Raw genomic sequence first — 19,382 nt, 5'->3', positions numbered from 1 at the left:
AAATGCAAGTATCAAAACTTTTGCTGACGTCCGCTCTGCTTGGCGTCCTGTCGGCTGGCGCTGCCGTTGCAGAGACGAAACCGACGGAGATCACCATTGCAACCGAGGGCGCATACGAGCCCTGGAATTTTACCGGCCCGGACGGCAAGCTCGCAGGGTTCGAGATCGATCTTGCCAACGACCTGTGCGCTCGCATGAAGATCAAGTGCACCATCGTCGCCCAGGATTGGGACGGGCTCATTCCATCGCTCAACGCGAAGAAGTTCGACGCCATCATGGCTTCGATGATCGTTACCGAAAAGCGTCTTGCCGTCATCTCGTTCAGCAAGCCCTATGCCCCGACTGCGGCCGCCTTCATGGTCGATAAATCAGGTCCTCTCGCAGATCTGCCGGGAACGGGAACGACGGTCGATCTCGCCGGCGACAAGGCGAAAGTCGAGCAGGAATTGCAGCCGCTTCGGGACGCCCTGAAGGGCAAGGCCGTGGGCGCCCAGGTCTCGACGGCGAACACTGCGTTTCTCGATGCCTATTTCAAGGGTGTCGTCGATACCAGGGAATACAAGACGGTCGAACAGCATGACCTGGACCTCCAGGCCGGTCGCATCGATGCTGTCGTCGCCCAGAAGACGTCACTGAATGCAACGCTCGGCAAGGACGACTTCAAAGACTACAAGATCGCGGGTCCGACCTTCAAGGGTGGGGTCTTCGGGCAGGGCATCGCGGCTGGCCTTCGCAAGGACGACACCGTCTTGAAGTCGATGTTTGATGCCGCGATCGAAGCCGCTGAAGCGGACGGCACCATCAACAAGCTCGCTGAGAAGTGGATGAAGACGAAGCTTGATTGATCAAGCGGAAGAGCTCCCATTTCGGCAGCGATTGGCAGCCGGCGCACCGAGAGGTCGCGCCGGCTGACCGGCCCAGCGTCGCCATCGAAACACACCCATCATTTGGAGAACCACTGTGACCATCCTTCTCAATTCCCTCGAATCCCGCGACGCCGCCTTCGTTCTTCATCCCTATACAAACGCCTCGCAGCATTTGAAGGACGGCCCGATGGTGATCGCCAGGGGTGAGGGGATCCACATCATCGACAGCGACGGCAATAAATATATCGAGGGGCTTGGCGGGCTGTTTTGTGCGTCGCTCGGTTTCAGTGAACAACGGCTGGTAGACGCGGCAACCCGCCAGATGAAGGAATTGCCCTTCTATCACAGCTTCGGCGGCAAGACGCATGAGACCGCAGTCGAGCTTGCTGACCGGCTCATCCAGCTTTCACCGGTGCCGATGTCGAAAGTGTTCTTTGCCAATTCGGGTTCCGAGGCCAACGACACGGCGATGAAGCTTGTCTGGTATTATCACAATGCCATCGGCAAGCCGGAAAAGAAGAAAATCATATCGCGGATGCGGGCCTACCACGGCGTGACGATCGCTTCGGCCAGCCTGACCGGCCTTCCGAACAACCATCGCGATTTCGATCTGCCTATTGACCGGGTGCTGCATACCGATTGCCCGGAATTTTATCGCTACGGCCGCCCGGGGGAAACGGAAGAGGAATTTGCGACGCGCTGTGCCGATTCGCTCGAACAGATGATCCTCGCCGAAGGCCCGGAAACCATCGGTGCATTTTTCGCCGAGCCGTTGATGGCATCCGGCGGCTGCATCGTTCCGCCGCCGACCTATTACGAGAAGGTCCAGGCAATCCTCAAAAAATACGACGTGCTGCTGATCGCCGATGAAGTCATCTGCGGCTTCGGCAGGCTCGGCACGATGTTCGGCTCCGAAAGCTTCGGGCTTCAGCCGGATATGATCGTCATGGCAAAGCAGCTTTCTGCAGCCTATCAGCCGATATCCGCACTGATGATCAACGAGAAGGTCCATTCCGCAGTCGTCGCAGAGAGCGAGAAAATCGGAACATTCGGACATGGTTTCACCTATAGCGGCCATCCTGTTGCGACCGCCGTCGCTTTGGAAACCTTGAAAATCTACGAGGAGCGCGACATTGTCGGCCACGTCAGGGACGTCGCCCCAGTATTCCAGCGGCGATTGAACGAACTTGGCGACCATCCGCTCGTGGGCAACGCCCGCGGCCGCGGCCTCATCGGCACTCTCGAACTGGTTCGCAACAAGGAAACGAAAGAGCAGTTCAAGCCAGCGGACGGCATTGCCATTCACGCAGGCAAGCAGGCCCAGGTCCATGGCGTCATCACACGCGCGCTTGGCGACAACTACTCGCTTTGCCCGCCGCTTATCATCACCGAGGCTGAGATCAACGACTTGTTCGATCGCTCCACCCGTGCATTGGATGACACCTACACCTGGGCCAGGGCGACCGGCCTCTACTGAGCAAGGGAATCGACGACATGCGAAACTTCGAAATGCCGGGACGATCGATAGCTGTCGGCCGCAATGGGATGGCAGCAACATCACATCCTATGGCGACTTTGACGGCGATCGATATCCTCAAAGCCGGCGGCAAGGCAATCGATGCTGCGGTGGGTGCCTGCGCCGTGCAATGCGTGGTCGAGGCCGGATCCACCGGCATCGGCGGTGATTGCTTTGCGCTGCTTGCCTCAAATGGAAATGATGATGTCGTTGCCTATAACGGCTCGGGACGCACACCGGCTGCGGCACATTTCGAGTGGTACCGGGACAACGGGATCACTTCGATCGAGCGATCGTCGCCGCATGCGGTGACCGTTCCCGGTGCGGTGGATGCATGGGCGCGCCTTGTCGCCGATCATGGAAGGATGTCGCTGGCGGAAATTCTCGCTCCCGCGATAGCGCTGGCGCGCGACGGTTATGGGATCACGCCGCGCGTGGCCGCCGACCTCTCCAACCAACGCGATATGCTGCTGCGCGATCCCTCGACGCGCCGTATTTTCCTGGTCGATGACGAGGTTCCGCCCGTCGGATCGGTTCAACGACAGCCGGAATTGGCCCAAACTTTGGAGACGATAGCAGCCTTGGGACGTGACGGCTTCTATCGCGGTCCCGTGGCGGAAGACATGGTGGCGCGGCTGAATTCGTTGGGGGGACTGCATACGCTTGAGGATTTTGCGTCTGCCGCCGGCGAATATGTGAAGCCCATCAGCGCGACCTATCGAGGATGGACGGTGCATGAATGCCCGCCGAACGGGCAGGGGATCATCGCACTGATGATCCTGAAGATCCTGGAGCGCTTCGAACGCAGGGGCGATCCACTCGGCGTCGACAATCTGCACATTGAAGTTGAAGCCACGCGGCTGGCCTATGCCGCCCGTGACCGGAGGATAGCCGACACTGAAGTATCGGATGTTCCGGTCGAGTTCCTGTTGTCCGACGAACTCGCCGACAGTCTTGCCGCCAAGATCGACCTGAATGGAGTTGCCGACGCCGCGGCGGCCTTCGACGGCGCCGAGCATTCGGACACGGTTTATATTTCGGTCGTCGACAAGGACCGAAATGTTGCCAGCTTCATCAACTCGATCTTCCATCCCTACGGCAGCGGCTTGATGGCGCCGAACTCCGGCGTCTTGTTCCACAACCGTGGACAGAGCTTTGGGATGAAACAGGGCCATCCGAACGCGATAGGGCCGCGCAAGAGACCCATGCACACGATCATCCCCGGGCTGGTGACGCGCCAAGGCAAAACTGTCCTGTCGTTCGGGGTCATGGGAGGGCACTATCAGGCGATGGGCCACGCCCACTTCCTTTCCAAGCTGTTCGACTTCGGTCTGGACATCCAGAGCGCCATCGATCTGCCCCGGCTCTTTCCGCTCCCCGGCACGGCGACGGTCGAGGCCGAAGCACTTCTTCGCACCTCCATCGCTCACGATTTTGAAGCTCGCGGTTTCAAGGTTGTCGCTCCGAATTGGGCGATCGGCGGTGCTCAGGCGATCTGGATCGACGATCAACACAACACGCTGCTGGGCGGCTCCGATCATCGAAAAGATGGTTGTGCGCTCGGTTACTGACAGCAATGGAGAGCGATATGTCGGCTTATCCGGATACCCAGCTTTTCATTGATGGCCTCTGGAGGGACGGGTCGAACGCGCACCTGTCCATCGTCAATCCCGCTTCGGGTGAGGTCATCGGCCGCGTTTCAAATGCCGGCGGGAATGATCTCGACGAAGCACTTTCGGCCGCCGCCGCAGGGTTCGAACAATGGCGGCAGGTCAGTGCGTTCGACAGGGCAAAGCTTATGCGCCGCGCAGCCGAGATCCTGCGCGGCCGCACTGCCGACATTTCGAGACTAATGACATTGGAGCAGGGCAAACCGCTGGCAGAGTCCAAGGCGGAAACGATGGGTGCTGCCGACATCATCGACTGGTTTGCCGAAGAGGCTCGCCGTGCCTACGGCCGCCTGATCCCACCGAGAGCAACCAATGTCAGGCAAATGGTGGTCAAGGAGCCTGTCGGCCCGGTGGCCGCCTTCAGCCCCTGGAATTTCCCGTTGAATCAGGCGGTGCGAAAAGTCTCGGCAGCTCTTGCGGCCGGCTGCTCGATCATCTTGAAGGGGCCGGAGGAGACGCCGGCAAGCTGCGCCGAGCTTGTTCGCGCCTTTGCTGACGCCGGCCTGCCGGCGGGCGTCCTCAATCTGGTTTTCGGAATTCCGGCCGATATTTCCGGTCACCTCATCCCGCACCCTGTTATCCGCAAGATCTCCTTCACGGGATCGACCGCGGTCGGAAAGCATCTGGCTTCGCTCGCCGGCGCCCATATGAAGCGCGTCACGATGGAGCTCGGCGGCCATGCGCCGGCTCTCGTTTTCGACGATGCGGATATCGATCTTGCGGTCAGGATATTGGCCGCTGCGAAATTTCGAAATGCCGGCCAGATCTGCGTGGCGCCAACACGTTTCCTCATCCAGGAGCGCGTCTTTGAAAAATTCCTCGACGGCTTCGTCAAGGCGGCCGAGGCAGTCACCGTCGGTGATGGATTGAGCGATGGCATAACCATGGGGCCGCTGGCCAACCCGCGAAGGGTCGAAGCCATGGAAGCGCTGACGGCCGACGCAGTCATGCGCGGCGCGAAAATCGCAACCGGCGGCAAAAGGATCGGCAATCTCGGCAATTTCTTCCAGCCGACAGTTCTTATGGACGTTCCACGAGATGCGCGCGTGCTGAACGAAGAACCCTTCGGTCCCATGGCGATCGTCAGCGCATTTTCGGACTACGGTTCTGCCGTTGCGGAGGCCAACCGCCTGCCATACGGGCTGGCGGCATATGCCTACACGACGTCCGCGAAGACGAGCGCCGACCTTGCCCGCGACATCGAAAGCGGCATGCTGTCAATCAATCATCATGGACTGGCGCTGCCGGAGCTGCCCTTCGGCGGCATGAAAGAGTCGGGTTACGGGTCGGAAGGCGGCAGCGAAGCCATGGAGGCCTACTTCAATACGAAGCTCGTAACCGAGGCAATAAACTAGAGCCTTTCCGGGTTAGATTGAAGCATTCTGCCGGAGCAGATTTTCGTCAGGGCAAAGGCGATTGGCGACGGGCATACCCCAAGGTACGTCCGAGCCGATCGCCTTTGATCCTGGCGGAAATATGCCCGGCCCTTCGGGTTGGCTGAAACGGGCCGCCTGATCGACCGGCCGGCTTGGCCGTAGAACTGGGCTACGACGCGCGCCGGCCGGTCGATCATCCGACTCCGTTTGAGCCAACAGAATGCTTCAATCTAACCCGGAAAGGCTCTAGCCGACGGGATTCCATTCGGACGGTTGTTTTGCTGCGCCGCGCGCCAGTCGTCCCGGTATCAGACCATGCCGGGGCGAGGGGAGCCGGTTGATTGGCTTGCGGAGGACAAAACATCGTCTTCGGCGCTCGGCACCTTTCCATTCGGGGTCAGGTCGTCAACCGCCTTGGGAAGATCGCGGCTCAGCCGTCCGAGAATCTCCTGATGCGAAAGGCCGGTCTTCCCTGCAATCTCGTTGAGAACGTCAGGACCTATCGCTTCCGCGAGCTGGCCGTCATTGATATCGGCATTCTGGCCGGGCCTCACCCACGACTCTATCTTGTCGCCGTGACCATTCTGCTGGAATGTCTTGAGGAGATCGCCAAGGCCGCCGCTGACGATGCTGCCTGACGTCAACCCTCCGAGAAGATCGCCGAGACCGCCCGAACCGGCAGCTCCGCCAAGCCCGCCCGGCTGCTGAGGGTTCTGGAGACCCCGCAGGAGTTCCCCGATCTTGTCTCTGTTCTGATAGCCGGCAACGGCAAGAACGGCGAGAAGCGCCTTCAATGGACCGCTCATCATGATGAAATCCTCCTATGGTGCAGGTGACGCAATTCAGAGCGCCTGATAGCAGGGAGGCAATGTCCCAAGTGCTCAAAGGTTCCACGTCGTTTTGCCCTGCGGAAACGATGGGGTCCGGTCCATTCTCGTCTGCCACTTCATTGCCGCAGCGGCCTGCGTTGATCTTTCGCAAGGCAGTGGCCGGCGTAGGTCATATTGCAATATATTGAAATGAAATCGGTGCGGAGCCGGAAGACCATGACGACGATTGTCCCGCCCTGTCTGAACGCCGCCGAACGACGGCTGCGGATCAATGGCAAAGACTTAGACGGCGAGGGCGCTCTGAGCGATGGAGCAGCCCGCCAGTTCCGGACCATCGAATGATGACATCTTTGGTGACGACAGAAGCATTCCAGCGTCTCAGTCTTGCGCTTGCGATCGGCATTCTGGTCGGTATAGAGCGCGGCTGGCAGGATCGTGACGCCGCCGCGGGTAAGAGGGTGGCGGGCATCCGCACTTATGGCCTGTCCAGTTTTCTCGGGGGGGTCTGCGGTTTCCTGCAGCCGGTGATCGGGCCGGTTCTGCCGACGGCCATCTTTGGGTTCTTCTGCGTCACGGTCCTCCTGTTCAGCCGTTTGCAGGCTGCGCGGGAAGAGGATTACAGCGCTACCGGGGCTATCGCGGCAATAATGGTGTTTGCGCTCGGGTATGCCGCCGTGGTTGCGGATATGACGGTAACGGCGGCGAGCGCTGTTGCAGTCACGGTCCTTCTCGCCGCGCGGGAACCGTTGCATGGATTTCTCCGGCAATTGACCTGGCTCGAGCTCAGAGCCGCCTTGATTCTGCTGACGATGACGGTTGTTATCCTGCCGATCCTTCCCAACGAGCCGATCGATCGCTGGCAGCTGATCAATCCCTTCGAGCTTTGGATGATGACGATCCTGGTGGGAGGCGTCTCGTTTGCCGGTTATATCCTGATCAGGCTCAGCGGCGCTCGCGCCGGAATACTGCTAACTGGGGCAAGCGGCGGCATCGTCTCATCGACCGCCTTGACGCTTTCCTTTGCCCGCCAGTCGACGCAGATGCCTGCGATCTCGTCACTTCTTTCAGCGGGAGCCATGCTGGCCGGAGCGGTTTCGCTTGTCCGCGTGCTTTTGATTTGCGGCGTCATTGCACCGGCCGTTTTCAGGGAACTGGCTCCATCACTCACTGCCGCTGCGGTGGTCTTTGCCATAGGAGCCGGCCTTGCCGCGTCGTTGCGGCGCGCCGACGACGGCGCCGATTTTTCACCGCGAAACCCGCTTGAGGTGATGGTCGTACTGCGTTTCGCGCTTGTTCTTGCTGTTGTGATGATCCTGACAAAAATGACCATGATCGTCTTCGGAACCCAGTCGCTGATTGCCCTTGCTTTCATCACGGGACTTGGCGACCTCGATGCGATAACGCTTGTCGTTGCGAAACTGCCGGACGCACAGGTGCCGGCGGAAGCGGCTGCCCACGCCATCGCCGTCGCGGCCTTTGCCAATCTCCTTGCAAAGACCGTTCTTGCAGCAAGCATGGGGAGCATCGGCTATGCCATTCGCCTCGCCATCGCCGGCGTTTTCGCCACCCTTGCCGGATTTGCCGGCTTGCTCCTGGCTTGACCTTTCGTCGTCGGATTTGGCCGATGATCCCAGCGGCATTGCGCGCCGCATGAGATGGACCTCAGTAGCAGAAAAGCGCGGGCATCTCGATGCGCGTCGACAGCGATCGGGTGCCTCACAGAATGAATTCATGCAATTTCGAATGGCCGTTCATTGATCTGGCGCAAGGCGGTCCTGTTCCGGCCGTCTAGAATGCGCTGACGGGTGAGGGCCGACGATGTCGGATCTGACCCTATATTTTATGGGGAGCGGAGATCCCGCGTTGGGTACTGAAGGCGGTCGATGAAACTGAAATGACAGGAGAACGAAGATGTTGGTTACAGATCGTGACTGCAGGACGGGAGGAGCGCGATTCGCTGTACCCACGTTCGGCGAAATCGAGGGAAAGCTATTGGTTTGCGAAGTGGTCGCAACCAGCTGCTTACGACAGCTTTTCACTCACTCGGGTCGCTTCGTCGTGCCAGTGATCAAGCGCCGGGTCCGACGATTGCTTGAAACCCGCTGCAGCGGCGAGAAACTCTGTCAAGACGATACGGAAGCTGCGGTTGAATATGCGTTCCAGCTGGTGGACGCTGCGGCCGAAGCGGCCGGCAGGAAGACCGCGGTTTCGTCGGCGACCGAGGGCTGCGAGACGATCCGCCGGCTAAGGGCGATGCGCGCTCCGCCTCGGAAACGTTCTTAAATCAGGGAAGGCTCCAGGCGCCGTTCAGGTGGAGGGAGAGTGACATTCCAACTTTGCAGAAACAGGACACTTCAACTTTGCGGCTACATATCTTTATCGCATAAGATAGATTATGGAACAAGAATATGCCATTTGATTACAATGGCATACCTTCGTCGCGAGCTGCCTTGACGGGATTCGACCGAAAGCTCGCACATGCGCTCGCCGTTGTTATTCCTCAGGTGTCGAGATGACTTTTGATGGTCTTTGGAGCTCCGACGCGGCAGCGGTTGCCGCGGCATCGGCCGGACCGCCGGAAACATGAACCGTCGGAGTTGCAAACTGGATCCCTTTTTCCGCGAATGTCTTCTTGAGCATGGCGAGCGCCTTTCGGCGAACGCCGAACTGTTCGCCGGGCTTTGCCATGAACTTCAGCCGAATCTGCACGCCGTAGTCCGCCATCTGCTCGATCCCCTGCATTTTTAAGGGCTCGATGATGTTAGGCCCAAGTTCAGCGTCCTCCAGGAGCTCAACACCGATGCGCTTGATGGTCTTGCGAACCTCCTCGAGGTCACTGTCATAGTTCAGGGTGAGAGTAATGATGTCGATAACCCAGTCGCGGCTGAGATTTTGCACTGCGCCGAGTTCACCGAAAGGAACGATGGTGACCGGGCCGCGGTGGTGTCGCAAGCGGATCGATCGCAGCGAAAAGCCTTCAACTGTACCCTTATATTTTGCCGCCTGGATGTATTCGCCGATGCGGAAGGCATCGTCGAACAGATAAAAAACGCCGGATATGATGTCCTTGACGAGTGTTTGGGCACCGAAGCCGACGGCTATGCCTACGACCCCGGCGCCCGCCAGGAGTGGTCCGATCTGAATGCCAACGGCATCGAGGATCATCAAGAAGCCAACAGCTCCGATCGCCAGGAACAGCACATTGCGAAGAATGGGAAGAAGAGTATTCAACCGCTGACGCCGGCGTGCGTCGGTCCCCTGCTCCTGCTCCCCGTTCCCGCTTCGCGACGCCACGGCCATCTGAGTGTCGATCAGAGTGCTTACGAGCTTCCAGATGACGTCGGTCACCAGCAACACGATAACGATGCGGATTCCCGCGCGGATTAAACGTGTGGTCACCGTTTCGGATGCGGCGAGGTCACTGAGGTTGACATTCCACGAGCGGGCAATGAGGAGCGCGGCAGCCACAATGAGGCCGTTGCGCAGCGTTTGCATAATGACGACTGACCATCCCAAGACGGTCGGATCTTCGGCGGCGCGCTCATTCTCGGGATGTATGATGATGTGCCGAATGATATCGCGAGCTATCGAGACGGTAAGGGGCAAAAGCGTGATGACGATCACCGTCCAGAACGCACCGCGGAGCCCGGACACCCATAAAAGCCACGATAGAATAATGCTCGCGCTGAAGCCCACGCTGATCAGCCGGTTCACCTGCGGTCCATCAGAACGAAACTGCCGCAGCCAGATCATGATGAGCAGCGCAATTGAAACCGCACCAAGCCATGCCGCGGTAAAGAGATCGACCAGGATGGTTGACGCCCCGATCGTCCGGATCACTTCGATGATGGCCCAGCCGGCCGCCAATATTGCGACAATTCCGAGGAGCCAGTAGTACCAGAACCAGGCAAGCGACGTGACAAGCGTCAACAGCCGCATATGCGGCAGGCGGGCGCCTGGCGCGATGACAATGCGGCCGACAAGCACGGCAAGGCGCACCATGAGCGCGGCTGACAAGAGGATGAGTGCGACATCGCGGAACACGGCAGGCCATGGGAAGAGGATAAACGCGCCAAGGCTTCCGATGAGATAGCCGGCCAATGCGAGAAGCCCCATAGAGAGCCGACCTGCGTGGAGCTTGATCCGCTGCCGGATGGTGTCGGCAGGTGCGGTCAGCACGAAATGGAGAAGGCCGCGCCCTGACCACCAGGCGATGCGCTGCGCAACGAATCCGCCCGCTACGAAGAGTATGACCGCCAAGACGAGACCGAGAGGGTCGATACGATCATCTGCCTGGAAGAGCCGGATTGCAGCCTGGATCTGCCCCGGAAGAGTTGGAACGGCATTGAGGAGTGTAAGTAACCTCTGGCGCAGATCCTGAAGTGAGGTCGCAATCGACGGCGGTTCGGCCTCTTGCGAGACCGCCGCAGGCTGCGCCGGTTCCTGATTGCCAGGAACTATCCGATTGACCAGCGCACGTCCGGAATCATCATTCGGCAGTTCGATAATAACGCGGATCGGTGCTGGGGAGGCAGAGGGTTCGGCCGCCAAGGTCTGGTTTATGCTCGCCAGCAGAAGCGTCGAAAATACGACCGCCAGGAATGTGGACACTTTCCGCAAAGGATGACGGACATCGTTGATGTGCATGTAATCGTGGTCCCGCGTGTTGTCATCGCTTCTGGTTGGTAGAGGCTTGGAACTTTGTGAAACGTTGCGCGATCAACGTCAATCGATGAACCTGTTTGGCGGACGCATACCCGATTATTGGCCAGGCGCCGATCGGTCGAAGCTCATCTCTATGCCACTGACATCGCGGCCCTGCCCGCTCTGCGCTGTTCTCGATGAGCCGGCAATCGCCATATCATCATGAGAACTTCGCGCCGTTCGACCGCCGCAGCTTGGGTGGGAGAACCTGCAGAACCTCAAAGGCGGGCCAAACGGCTCACTTCCCGCATCTTCAAAAGCCGGAACAAACGGTTTAGGAAATAACCACATCATTCAGATAAAGCTCGAGAAAGTTCTGGCTGCGCATTCGCGGAAGTCCCGCCCCGGCCTTTCCTGTGATGGCGCGCAACGCTGTCCGTCAAGCTTTTGCGCATGCCAGCTTTTCACCGCCGTCTCGTCTCTGCGAAATGACTGGTAGAGCCGGCAAGCAGCGCACCGAACGGAAGGCTTCGAAGGATCCTGGCTGTGATAAAGGCTGCGCTTGTCGCCGCGGCGAGCTTAAGCCAGGGATAGTCGCCGAGCTGGACGTGGGCGTTTGCATCGATCGATGTCGCCTTGGCTTTCAGCGCCGCCTCTGCATCTTCGCGCAGCACGCCGATGCGGACGCTGAGCAGCCTTACCTCCCGCTGCAGAGCGGTCAAACTATTGTCGGCCTGGTCGCTCGCGGCGTCGGCAAAAGGCAACTCGCCCTCCTCGATCAATTCGTCGGGGTCGGGCGGAAGGAAGCCGTCGCGGTTGATGGATGATTGCATGGACATGTCCTCGATATGCGGGCTGAACGGAATGAGGCCCGGCTTTGCAGCCAGGCCTCTGGGGCATCAGTGATCGCGTCTGAAATCCTGGCTCTGTTGCGATCCGCCTTGCGACTGGGCCTGCGATTGCCGATCGTCATCGCTCGATGGCGCGGAGCCGGTGTCAGTGAACGTATAGGCACGCACCTTGCCGCTTCCGTGCGCGGTGTCTCGCGTCGCGACCGGACGCGTGTCTTCGGTAGCCGGAGACGATTCACGTTCTTCGAATGCGCTCTCCGATACGGCCAGATCTTCCGAGGATTTGCCGCCGTGGACAGGTCCGGCAAAGCCCGTGTTCGATGCACCTTGAAATGCGCCCTCCGACGACCAGAGATCCGCCCGCTCATCCAAGTCGATGCTGCCCTCATCGTCCAGGATGTCGTGGACGGTTTCATAGAGGGCGTCATCGATGTCGCTGACCTGGACGAGGAAGCCGCCGCGCCGCAATCCCTCCGCATAAACTGCCCGATCCTCGTCGGGGAAGAAGAAGTCCGCCAGCGCGTCGAAGAAGCCGCTGCGGTCGTCGCTCACCACGCCGGCGTTTTTTCCATCCGCCTCATATCCCGGCATCAACCGTATCCTCGCCGTCGGAACACCCGCGTCTTCAAGGCGGGAGATTGCGGACTCGGCTTCCGATCGGCTGTCGAAAAATGCGGCAAGGCTGCCGCCGCCTGCCCGGCCTGGGAAGGCTGGATTGGTATCCTTGTAAATGTTGCTCACGGGGGCTCTCCTCTCGATGTAGACACAGCCGTCGATCCGGCCTGGTTTCCTGACTGGAAGAACCGGCGGATGAGATGAATGTTCCAGGGAAATGGCAATGGACCGGACAGCGATGCAGCCCCCTCGCCTCTAGTTCCATAACGCTGTCGCCTGCGCATTCCGGATGCGCCGCGTCATGGATAGCGAGGCTTGACGCATCCTCTCAGCGGTTGACGCCAAACTTCCGAGACGCTAGCACGCTTCTAACGCATTGGGGGTAATCATTATGGATTTCTTTACGGCAGCCGCTCTGACGGCTTTGCTGCAGGTTATCGCTATCGATCTCGTTCTCGCCGGTGACAACGCGGTGGTCATCGGCCTTGCGGCCGCCGGCCTGGAGGCCTCCCAGCGCCGCAAAGCGATCATTGTCGGCATTCTGGCCGCGACCGTCCTGCGTATCATCTTTGCCAGCGTCGCCGTTTATCTGCTGGCGATTGTCGGCCTGTTGCTGGCCGGCGGATTGCTGCTCCTCTGGGTCTGCTGGAAGATGTGGCGCGAGATTCGCGCCGGTCATGGCGGGGATCACGATGCGACGAACGCCGAAGGCGCGCCGAAAAAGACCTTCTTCCAGGCGGCGACCCAGATCGTCATTGCAGACGTGTCGATGTCGCTCGACAACGTGCTCGCCGTTGCCGGTGCTGCGCGCGAACATCCGGGTGTTCTGGTCATCGGCCTCGGATTGTCGATCGCGCTGATGGGCATCGCCGCAAACCTGATCGCCCGGCTGCTTAATCAGCATCGCTGGATCGCCTATGTCGGCCTGCTGATCATCCTCTACGTCTCGCTCGACATGATCCATCGCGGCGCCGTCGAGGTTCTGCCTTACATGCAGTAACGGGCCTTGGCCCGTCCTTAGGTCCAAGGCTCAGGCCGGGATCCTGACTTCGGTCTCGAAGCTCATCTGGTCATACGCCGGCACCACATGGTCCGGCGTCTGCGCCATCACCGCGTCGTAGTCCAGCGGCGTGTGCATATGCGTGAGTATCGCACGTTTCGGCTTCAACCGGCCGATCCAGTCAAGCGACTGCTCCAGGGACAGGTGGCTCGGATGATAGGTATATTGCAGCGCGTCGATGATCAGCACATCGAGATTATGAAGCTTCTCGACGGTTTGCGGCGGGAAGTCGCTGATATCGCTGCAATAGGCCACATCGCCGATGCGGAAGCCAAGTGAGTAGATATCGCCGTGCTGCTGGATATGCGGGTGGAAGGCAATCTTGCCTCCGGGACCGCTGATTTCGACGGGTTCGTCGACGTTTTCGATGACGAACGGCAGCGCGATCGGCGGATAGTTGCTGCCCGGCGGCGTTTCCAGGCAATAACCGAAGGCTTCGCGCAGCCTTTCCATCGTAAACTGATCGGCATAGATCGGCACCTGGCGGCGTGTATTGTGGAAAAAGCCCCGCAGATCATCGATGCCATGAATATGATCCGCATGCGGATGGCTGTAGAGCACGGCGTCGACGTGGTCGGCCCCTGCCCTGATCATCTGCTCGCGAAAATCCGGCCCGGTGTCGATGACGACGGTTGTGACGCCGCCGTCCGGTGCGAATTGCTGCACCATGAAGGAGGCGCGCGTGCGCCGGTTTTTCGGATTGTCGGGATTGCAGCCGCCCCAGTCGCCGGTGATGCGCGGCACGCCCGGTGACGACGAACAGCCGAGAATGGTGAAACGCCGCCGGTAGAGCACGCTGCTAGATCCTCGGCATCTTCGAAAACAGCCGGAAAGCGTTCTCGGTCGTGATCCGCGCAACCTCCGCATAGGACAGGCCGATCGTGTCGGCGAGCACCTCGGCCGTATTCACCACATAGGACGGCTCGTTGCGCTTGCCGCGCCAGCGCTTCGGCGCGAGATACGGCGCGTCGGTTTCCACCAGCAGACGCTCATGCGGAATGGTCTTGGCGATGTCGCGCAGCTCTTCCGATTTCGGGAAGGTCAGGATGCCCGAGAAGGAAATGTAGCCTCCGAGCTCGACGCCGGTCTTCGCCAGTTCCGGGCCGGCCGAGAAGCAATGCAGAATGAAGGGGAAGGACCCCTTCCCCGTTTCCTCGGTCAGGATCGCAGCCATGTCTTCGTCGGCGCTGCGGCTGTGGATGACAAGCGGAAGCTGCGTTTCGCGCGCAGCCGCGATATGGCGGCGGAAGCCGGTCTGCTGGTCCTCGGGCTTCTGCGTGTCGTAGAAATAATCGAGACCCGCCTCGCCGATCGCGACGATCTTTTCATGGGTATCCGCCAGGCGCACCAGGTCTTCCGTCTGAATGTCGAGCTCTTCGTCGGCATTGTTCGGATGCGTGCCGACCGAGCAGAAGACGGATGGATATTTCTCGGCGATGGCGAGCAGCCCGTCGAGCTTACGCACGCGCGTCGAGATCGTCACCATCTGCGCGACGCCGGCCTGGTGGGCGCGCGCGACGATCTCGTCGCGTTCCGCCTCGAAATCGGCGAAATCAAGATGGCAATGCGTATCGACCAGCACGGTCTTAAGCCTCCGGAGCCACATAGCGCGGGAAGACCGGCGTCGGCGCTTCCAGCGTCGTTCCCGCAACGAGGCGGCCTGCCTCGCCGAGGGCGGCAAAATCACGCTTGTCAGCAGGCGCGGCCACGAGATCGAGAAGCTTGCCTGATGAATCCGGCATGAAGGGCTGCAACAGGATTGCGATCTGGCGCACGACCTCGGCTGTAACGTAAAGCACCGTGCCCATGCGCGCCGGATCTGTCTTTTTCAGCGCCCACGGAGCCTGGCCGGCGAAATAACGGTCGGCCTCCGAAACGACAGCGATGATCGAGACGAGCGCGCGATGGATGAGCTGCTTGCCCATGTCGTCGCGTGTCGAGGCATGCAGCGCGTCGGCCTGCGCCAGCATCGCCTTGTCCTCGTCCGTCAGCGGTCCGCATTCCGGGATCTTGCCGTCGCAATTCTTGACGATCATTGACAGCGAGCGGCTGGCGAGGTTGCCGATGCCGTTGGCGAGATCGGAATTGATGCGCGTGCCGATCGCCTCTTCGCTGTAGCTGCCGTCCTGGCCGAAGGAGACTTCGCGCAGGAAAAAGTAGCGCACCTGATCGAGGCCGAAATGGTTGACCAGATTGACCGGATCGACGACGTTGCCGAGCGATTTCGACATCTTCTCGCCCTTGTTGAGCAGGAAGCCGTGGGCGAAGACGCGCTTGGGCAGCGGCAGCTTCGCCGACATCAGGAAGGCCGGCCAGTAGACGGCGTGGAAGCGGATGATGTCCTTGCCGATGATGTGCACGTCTGCGGGCCAATATTTCGCTCTCGGACCATTCTTGTCTTCGATATAGCCCGTCGCAGTAATGTAGTTGGTCAGCGCATCGACCCAGACATACATGACGTGGGCGGGATCGTTCGGGACCTTGATGCCCCAGTCGAAGGTGGTGCGCGAGACGGAGAGATCCTTCAGGCCCGACTTGACGAAGGAAATCACTTCGTTGCGGCGCTCGGCGGGACCGATGAAATCAGGGTTTGCTTCGTAATGCGCAAGCAGCTTGTCCTGGTATTCGGAAAGCTTGAAGAAATAGCTTGCCTCTTCCACCCATTCGACAGGCGTGCCCTGCGGTCCGTAACGCACGCCGTCGGCGCGCAGCTCCGTCTCGTTTTCCTGGTAATAGGCTTCGTCGCGCACCGAATACCAGCCGGCATAGCTGTCCTTGTAGATGTCGCCGTTGTCGGCCATCAGGTTCCAGATGTTGCGCGAGGTCTCGTGATGACGCTCCTGCGTGGTGCGGATGAAATCATCGTTCGAGGCGTTGAGAAGCTTCGCCATCGCCTGGAATTCGCCGGAGTTGCGGTCGGCGAGTGCCTGCGGCGCAATTCCCTCGGCGCGAGCGGTCTGCTGCATCTTCTGGCCGTGTTCGTCGGTCCCCGTCAGGAAGAAGACGTCCCTGCCGTCCAGGCGCTGGTAGCGCGCCATCGCATCCGTCGCGATCAGCTCGTAAGCATGGCCGATATGCGGCTTGCCGTTGGGATAGGAAATCGCGGTGGTGATGTAGAAAGGTGTCTTGTCTGTCATGGCGGCCAATGTCCGGCTTACTCTATAAAAATGGTCAGCCGCTCTTAGCGCATGTCACCGCCAAGCGAAACATCAACTTTCCAGTCATCAATGATTTCCGGGACCGGCGTGTGAGCTTGACTCATGAACGGACGCAATTTACCCGTCGGGATAAAGAGGGCGGGACAAAACGAAGTGCCAATTTTCATTTACCGGAAGTGCCGTAGTCGCGCGCCGTCGGAGGCGCTCGATTGACATTCCAGCCTCTCTATTCGCTTTCGGGTCTCTGTGTCGGCGCGCTCGTCGGCATCACCGGCGTTGGCGGCGGATCGTTGATGACGCCCCTGCTGGTGCTGCTCTTTGGCGTCCACCCTGCAACCGCCGTCGGCACGGATCTTCTCTACGCAGCGATCACCAAGACGGCTGGCACCACCGTTCACGGCATGCATGGGCGCATCAATTGGAAGATCGTCGGCGGCTTGGCCGCCGGCAGCGTGCCGGCAGCCTTGTTGATGCTGTGGATGCTGGCCGGCGTCGATCGCAAGAGCATCGGCGTCGCCCATACCATCACCACCGCGCTCGGCTGGCTTCTCGTCATGACCGCGATCATGCTGGTCTTCCGAGGCCAGATACTCGAGCTGGCGCGTCGCGCCATCGGCGAACGCACGCCGCCGCGGCCGGCCACGATCGTCACCTTCACCGTCGCTTTGGGGTTCCTGCTCGGCGTCCTCGTCACCTTGACCTCGGTCGGCGCGGGCGCGCTTGGCGTGACGATCCTGCTGGTGCTCTATCCCAGGCTCGACGTGCGCGAGATCGTCGGTTCCGATATCGTCCATGCCGTACCGCTGACCCTGATCGGCGGCATGGGTTACTGGTTTATCGGCGAAATCGATTGGGCAATGCTGTTTGCCCTGCTCATCGGTTCGATTCCCGGCATTATCGCCGGAAGTCTTCTGGCGCCGAAGCTGCACGAACGCACCATCCGTATCGTCCTGGCCGCCACGCTCGCCGTCGTCGCATGGAAGCTGCTGGCCGGCTGATCGGAGGTATGTATGATGCCCCTCTGCTGTCGGGTTCGTGCCGAGACGGCAGCCCCTACCCCTTAGCGGGCGCGCTCGGCGATCTCCGGGCTGGCTTTAGAGGCCCGGTTGCTTGATATCGGCGAGAATGCTGATGATCGTCTGCTTGCGGTCGAGATTATAGCCGTCGGAAATGGCGAGCCGCTCGGTGATCTCGGAATAGAGCCGCGCCAGCCGTTCCGCAGCAGCGATCCGCCCCTCGCCTGCTGCTGCCCGCGCGCGGCTCATGATGTCGTCGCCGATATGGCTGACGAAGAAATCGAAGATCGTGTCGCTTTCCCTGCCGGACAGCGCGTCGGCCAGCCGATGCATCGCCTTGCGCGCCGTCGGCCCCTCGGCCGAAAGCATCTCGTCATAGGCGGCGATGATGTCGCCTCCGCCGTAGTTCAAGAGTTTCAGCGCCTCGCCGACGCTGCCCTTGGCCGCCGAAAGCACTGCCCTGTCCTCACCTGCTATGCCGAGATGATCGAGGGCGGCGATAAGCGCGTCGTCCGCAAGCGGCGCCAGTTTCAGCGGCAGGCAACGCGAGCGGATCGTCGGCAGCAGCCGTCCCGGCGCATGCGACAGCACCAGGAACAGCGCCCGCTTCGGCGGCTCTTCCAGGATTTTCAGGATAGCGTTGGCGGCATTGCGGTTCATGTCGTCGGCCGGGTCGATGATGACGATTCGCCAGTTGCCGGTGCCCGACGTCTGCGAGAAGAACTTGCCGGCGCGGCGCACCTCGTCGACCGTTATCGCCGATTTCACCTTGCCGGTCTTTTCATCCACCGGCCGGGCAAGGTGCAGGAGATTGTGCGAGGCGCCGGAGAGAATCTGCCGGCTGACCGCGGAGGCCGGGTCGGGATCGCCGATCGTTTCCGGCGCAGTGTCGGGATCGGGATGCGAGAGCACGTGATTGGCGAAACGGAAGGCAAGCGTCGCCTTGCCGATGCCCTCCGGCCCTTCGATCAGGATGGCGTGATGGCCCTTGCCGGACCGGTAGGACTGCGCGAGGAAGGCTTCCGCCTCCTCATGGCCGAACAGCCGAGTGTTTTCCGCCGGCCAGATAGCGCCGTCGAGCAGTCCGGGCCTTTCCTCACTCATGATGGGCGGCTTCCGGTGTCCTGATCTGGCCTGATGGCGTCAGCAGCTGCCTGACGATCGCCAGGATCTCGGCGGCGATCGCCTCTTCCGCCTGCATGGCATTGATCACGTGGCAGCGCTCCGGCTCGCGGGCGGCGATATCGAGAAAGGCTTCGCGCCGTTTCTCGTGTGTCTCGAGCCGCTCTTTCTCGAAGCGGTCGGGGCCGTCGGCTGCAGCGCGCTTCTGCGCCCGCTCCAGTCCGATCCTGGCAGGGATGTCGAGTATCACAGTGCAATCGGGCATGACGCCGTTGATGGCGATACGCTGCAGCGTCTCGATGAAATCGGGCTCGAGATTGCCGGTAATGCCCTGGTAGACGCGTGAGGAATCCATGAAGCGGTCGCAGAGCACGATCTTGCTCGCGGCAAGCGCCGGCCGGATCACCTCTTCGACATGGTCGTTGCGCGCCGCCGCAAAAAGGATCGCTTCCATCCGCGTGCCGAAGGCTTCGGCAGCACCTGACAGCAGCACGTGGCGCACGGCCTCCGCACCCGGCGATCCGCCCGGTTCCCGCGTCACCAGCACATCATGACCTTCGCCCTTCAGCGCCGCGGCGAGGCGGCGGATCTGCGTGGATTTCCCAGCGCCTTCCCCGCCTTCAAACGTAACGAACAATCCCGCACCGGATGACAATGA

17 protein-coding genes are annotated in these 19,382 nt (G+C 60.5%); 8 read left to right on the top strand and 9 right to left on the bottom strand.

Annotated elements, in window-relative coordinates; all coding sequences use genetic code 11:
• Positions 1–2 precede the first annotated feature (2 nt).
• The 4 genes from EFB14_RS04505 (at position 3) to EFB14_RS04490 (ending at position 5,407) form a co-directional block, all read left to right on the top strand.
• Complete coding sequence (locus EFB14_RS04505) at positions 3–845, top strand: transporter substrate-binding domain-containing protein (protein WP_126823080.1); 843 nt, start codon at positions 3–5, stop codon at positions 843–845.
• Positions 846–960: 115 nt separating this feature from the next.
• The gene (locus EFB14_RS04500) at positions 961–2,343 is read left to right on the top strand and encodes an aspartate aminotransferase family protein (protein WP_126823078.1); all 1,383 of its coding nucleotides are present in this window, start codon (positions 961–963) and stop codon (positions 2,341–2,343) included.
• Positions 2,344–2,360: 17 nt separating this feature from the next.
• On the top strand, positions 2,361–3,953 hold the full coding sequence (ggt, locus tag EFB14_RS04495; RefSeq protein WP_126823076.1) for a gamma-glutamyltransferase: 1,593 nt from the start codon (positions 2,361–2,363) through the stop codon (positions 3,951–3,953).
• Between the two features lie 17 nt (positions 3,954–3,970).
• Positions 3,971–5,407, top strand: coding sequence for an NAD-dependent succinate-semialdehyde dehydrogenase (locus EFB14_RS04490; protein ID WP_126823074.1), 1,437 nt, complete (start codon positions 3,971–3,973; stop codon positions 5,405–5,407).
• Positions 5,408–5,736: 329 nt separating this feature from the next.
• Here the strand turns inward: EFB14_RS04490 and EFB14_RS04475 are convergent, their stop codons facing one another.
• Complete coding sequence (locus EFB14_RS04475) at positions 5,737–6,237, bottom strand: YidB family protein (RefSeq protein WP_126823072.1); 501 nt, start codon at positions 6,235–6,237, stop codon at positions 5,737–5,739.
• Between the two features lie 237 nt (positions 6,238–6,474).
• On the opposite strand from EFB14_RS04475, the gene EFB14_RS33710 reads away from it, so the two are divergent.
• Both EFB14_RS33710 and EFB14_RS04470 read left to right on the top strand, forming a co-directional pair.
• Positions 6,475–6,600, top strand: a complete 126-nt coding sequence (locus EFB14_RS33710) for a hypothetical protein (RefSeq protein WP_281015367.1) — start codon at positions 6,475–6,477, stop codon at positions 6,598–6,600.
• Positions 6,597–7,859, top strand: a complete 1,263-nt coding sequence (locus tag EFB14_RS04470; protein ID WP_126823070.1) for an MgtC/SapB family protein — start codon at positions 6,597–6,599, stop codon at positions 7,857–7,859. The genes EFB14_RS33710 and EFB14_RS04470 overlap by 4 nt, the downstream gene beginning before the upstream one ends.
• A gap of 892 nt (positions 7,860–8,751) precedes the next feature.
• Here the strand turns inward: EFB14_RS04470 and EFB14_RS04460 are convergent.
• The 3 genes from EFB14_RS04460 to EFB14_RS04450 form a co-directional block, all read right to left on the bottom strand.
• Positions 8,752–10,905 (bottom strand): mechanosensitive ion channel family protein, encoded by a 2,154-nt coding sequence (locus EFB14_RS04460; RefSeq protein ID WP_126823066.1) that lies wholly within the window; start codon positions 10,903–10,905, stop codon positions 8,752–8,754.
• A 461-nt stretch (positions 10,906–11,366) separates the two neighbouring features.
• Positions 11,367–11,735 carry a hypothetical protein gene (locus EFB14_RS04455; protein WP_126823064.1) on the bottom strand — a complete coding sequence of 123 codons (369 nt, stop codon included), beginning with the start codon at positions 11,733–11,735 and terminating at the stop codon, positions 11,367–11,369.
• Between the two features lie 66 nt (positions 11,736–11,801).
• Positions 11,802–12,494, bottom strand: a complete 693-nt coding sequence (locus tag EFB14_RS04450; RefSeq protein ID WP_126823062.1) for a hypothetical protein — start codon at positions 12,492–12,494, stop codon at positions 11,802–11,804.
• Between the two features lie 265 nt (positions 12,495–12,759).
• On the opposite strand from EFB14_RS04450, the gene EFB14_RS04445 reads away from it, so the two are divergent.
• Positions 12,760–13,368, top strand: a complete 609-nt coding sequence (locus EFB14_RS04445; RefSeq protein ID WP_126823060.1) for a TerC family protein — start codon at positions 12,760–12,762, stop codon at positions 13,366–13,368.
• A 30-nt stretch (positions 13,369–13,398) separates the two neighbouring features.
• Here EFB14_RS04445 and EFB14_RS04440 read toward each other — a convergent pair whose 3' ends face one another.
• The 3 genes from EFB14_RS04440 to metG are packed head-to-tail and all read right to left on the bottom strand — an operon-like array spanning position 13,399 to position 16,565.
• On the bottom strand, positions 13,399–14,223 hold the full coding sequence (locus EFB14_RS04440) for an MBL fold metallo-hydrolase (protein WP_126823058.1): 825 nt from the start codon (positions 14,221–14,223) through the stop codon (positions 13,399–13,401).
• A 4-nt stretch (positions 14,224–14,227) separates the two neighbouring features.
• The gene (locus EFB14_RS04435; protein WP_126823056.1) at positions 14,228–15,010 is read right to left on the bottom strand and encodes a TatD family hydrolase; all 783 of its coding nucleotides are present in this window, start codon (positions 15,008–15,010) and stop codon (positions 14,228–14,230) included.
• A 4-nt stretch (positions 15,011–15,014) separates the two neighbouring features.
• Positions 15,015–16,565 carry a methionine--tRNA ligase gene (metG, locus tag EFB14_RS04430; RefSeq protein WP_126823054.1) on the bottom strand — a complete coding sequence of 517 codons (1,551 nt, stop codon included), beginning with the start codon at positions 16,563–16,565 and terminating at the stop codon, positions 15,015–15,017.
• A gap of 230 nt (positions 16,566–16,795) precedes the next feature.
• Between metG and EFB14_RS04425 the strand changes: the two genes are divergently transcribed.
• Positions 16,796–17,584: a sulfite exporter TauE/SafE family protein gene (locus tag EFB14_RS04425; protein ID WP_126823052.1), complete on the top strand. Its 789-nt coding sequence runs from the start codon at positions 16,796–16,798 to the stop codon at positions 17,582–17,584.
• Between the two features lie 96 nt (positions 17,585–17,680).
• Here the strand turns inward: EFB14_RS04425 and EFB14_RS04420 are convergent, their stop codons facing one another.
• Positions 17,681–18,706 (bottom strand): DNA polymerase III subunit delta', encoded by a 1,026-nt coding sequence (locus EFB14_RS04420; RefSeq protein ID WP_126823050.1) that lies wholly within the window; start codon positions 18,704–18,706, stop codon positions 17,681–17,683.
• A complete protein-coding gene (tmk, locus tag EFB14_RS04415; RefSeq protein WP_183604820.1) occupies positions 18,699–19,379 on the bottom strand; it encodes a dTMP kinase in 681 nt (226 codons plus the stop codon). Before tmk ends, EFB14_RS04420 begins: the two co-directional genes overlap by 8 nt.
• Positions 19,380–19,382: the final 3 nt, after the last annotated feature.

The organism is Rhizobium fabae, from assembly GCF_003985135.1.
GTDB lineage: Bacteria > Pseudomonadota > Alphaproteobacteria > Rhizobiales > Rhizobiaceae > Rhizobium > Rhizobium pisi.
The sequence above is the reverse complement of the archived record's forward strand: the minus strand, read 5'-3'. Positions and strand labels throughout refer to the sequence as shown.

Coding starts and splice junctions, on each gene's coding strand:
- EFB14_RS04505 (WP_126823080.1), top strand. CDS start 3: ATGCAAGTATCAAAACTTTTGCTGACGTCCGCTCTGCTTGGCGTCCTG.
- ggt (WP_126823076.1), top strand. CDS start 2,361: ATGCGAAACTTCGAAATGCCGGGACGATCGATAGCTGTCGGCCGCAAT.
- EFB14_RS04490 (WP_126823074.1), top strand. CDS start 3,971: ATGTCGGCTTATCCGGATACCCAGCTTTTCATTGATGGCCTCTGGAGG.
- EFB14_RS04475 (WP_126823072.1), bottom strand. CDS start 6,237: ATGATGAGCGGTCCATTGAAGGCGCTTCTCGCCGTTCTTGCCGTTGCC.
- EFB14_RS33710 (WP_281015367.1), top strand. CDS start 6,475: ATGACGACGATTGTCCCGCCCTGTCTGAACGCCGCCGAACGACGGCTG.
- EFB14_RS04470 (WP_126823070.1), top strand. CDS start 6,597: ATGATGACATCTTTGGTGACGACAGAAGCATTCCAGCGTCTCAGTCTT.
- EFB14_RS04460 (WP_126823066.1), bottom strand. CDS start 10,905: ATGCACATCAACGATGTCCGTCATCCTTTGCGGAAAGTGTCCACATTC.
- EFB14_RS04455 (WP_126823064.1), bottom strand. CDS start 11,735: ATGCAATCATCCATCAACCGCGACGGCTTCCTTCCGCCCGACCCCGAC.
- EFB14_RS04445 (WP_126823060.1), top strand. CDS start 12,760: ATGGATTTCTTTACGGCAGCCGCTCTGACGGCTTTGCTGCAGGTTATC.
- metG (WP_126823054.1), bottom strand. CDS start 16,565: ATGACAGACAAGACACCTTTCTACATCACCACCGCGATTTCCTATCCC.
- EFB14_RS04420 (WP_126823050.1), bottom strand. CDS start 18,706: ATGAGTGAGGAAAGGCCCGGACTGCTCGACGGCGCTATCTGGCCGGCG.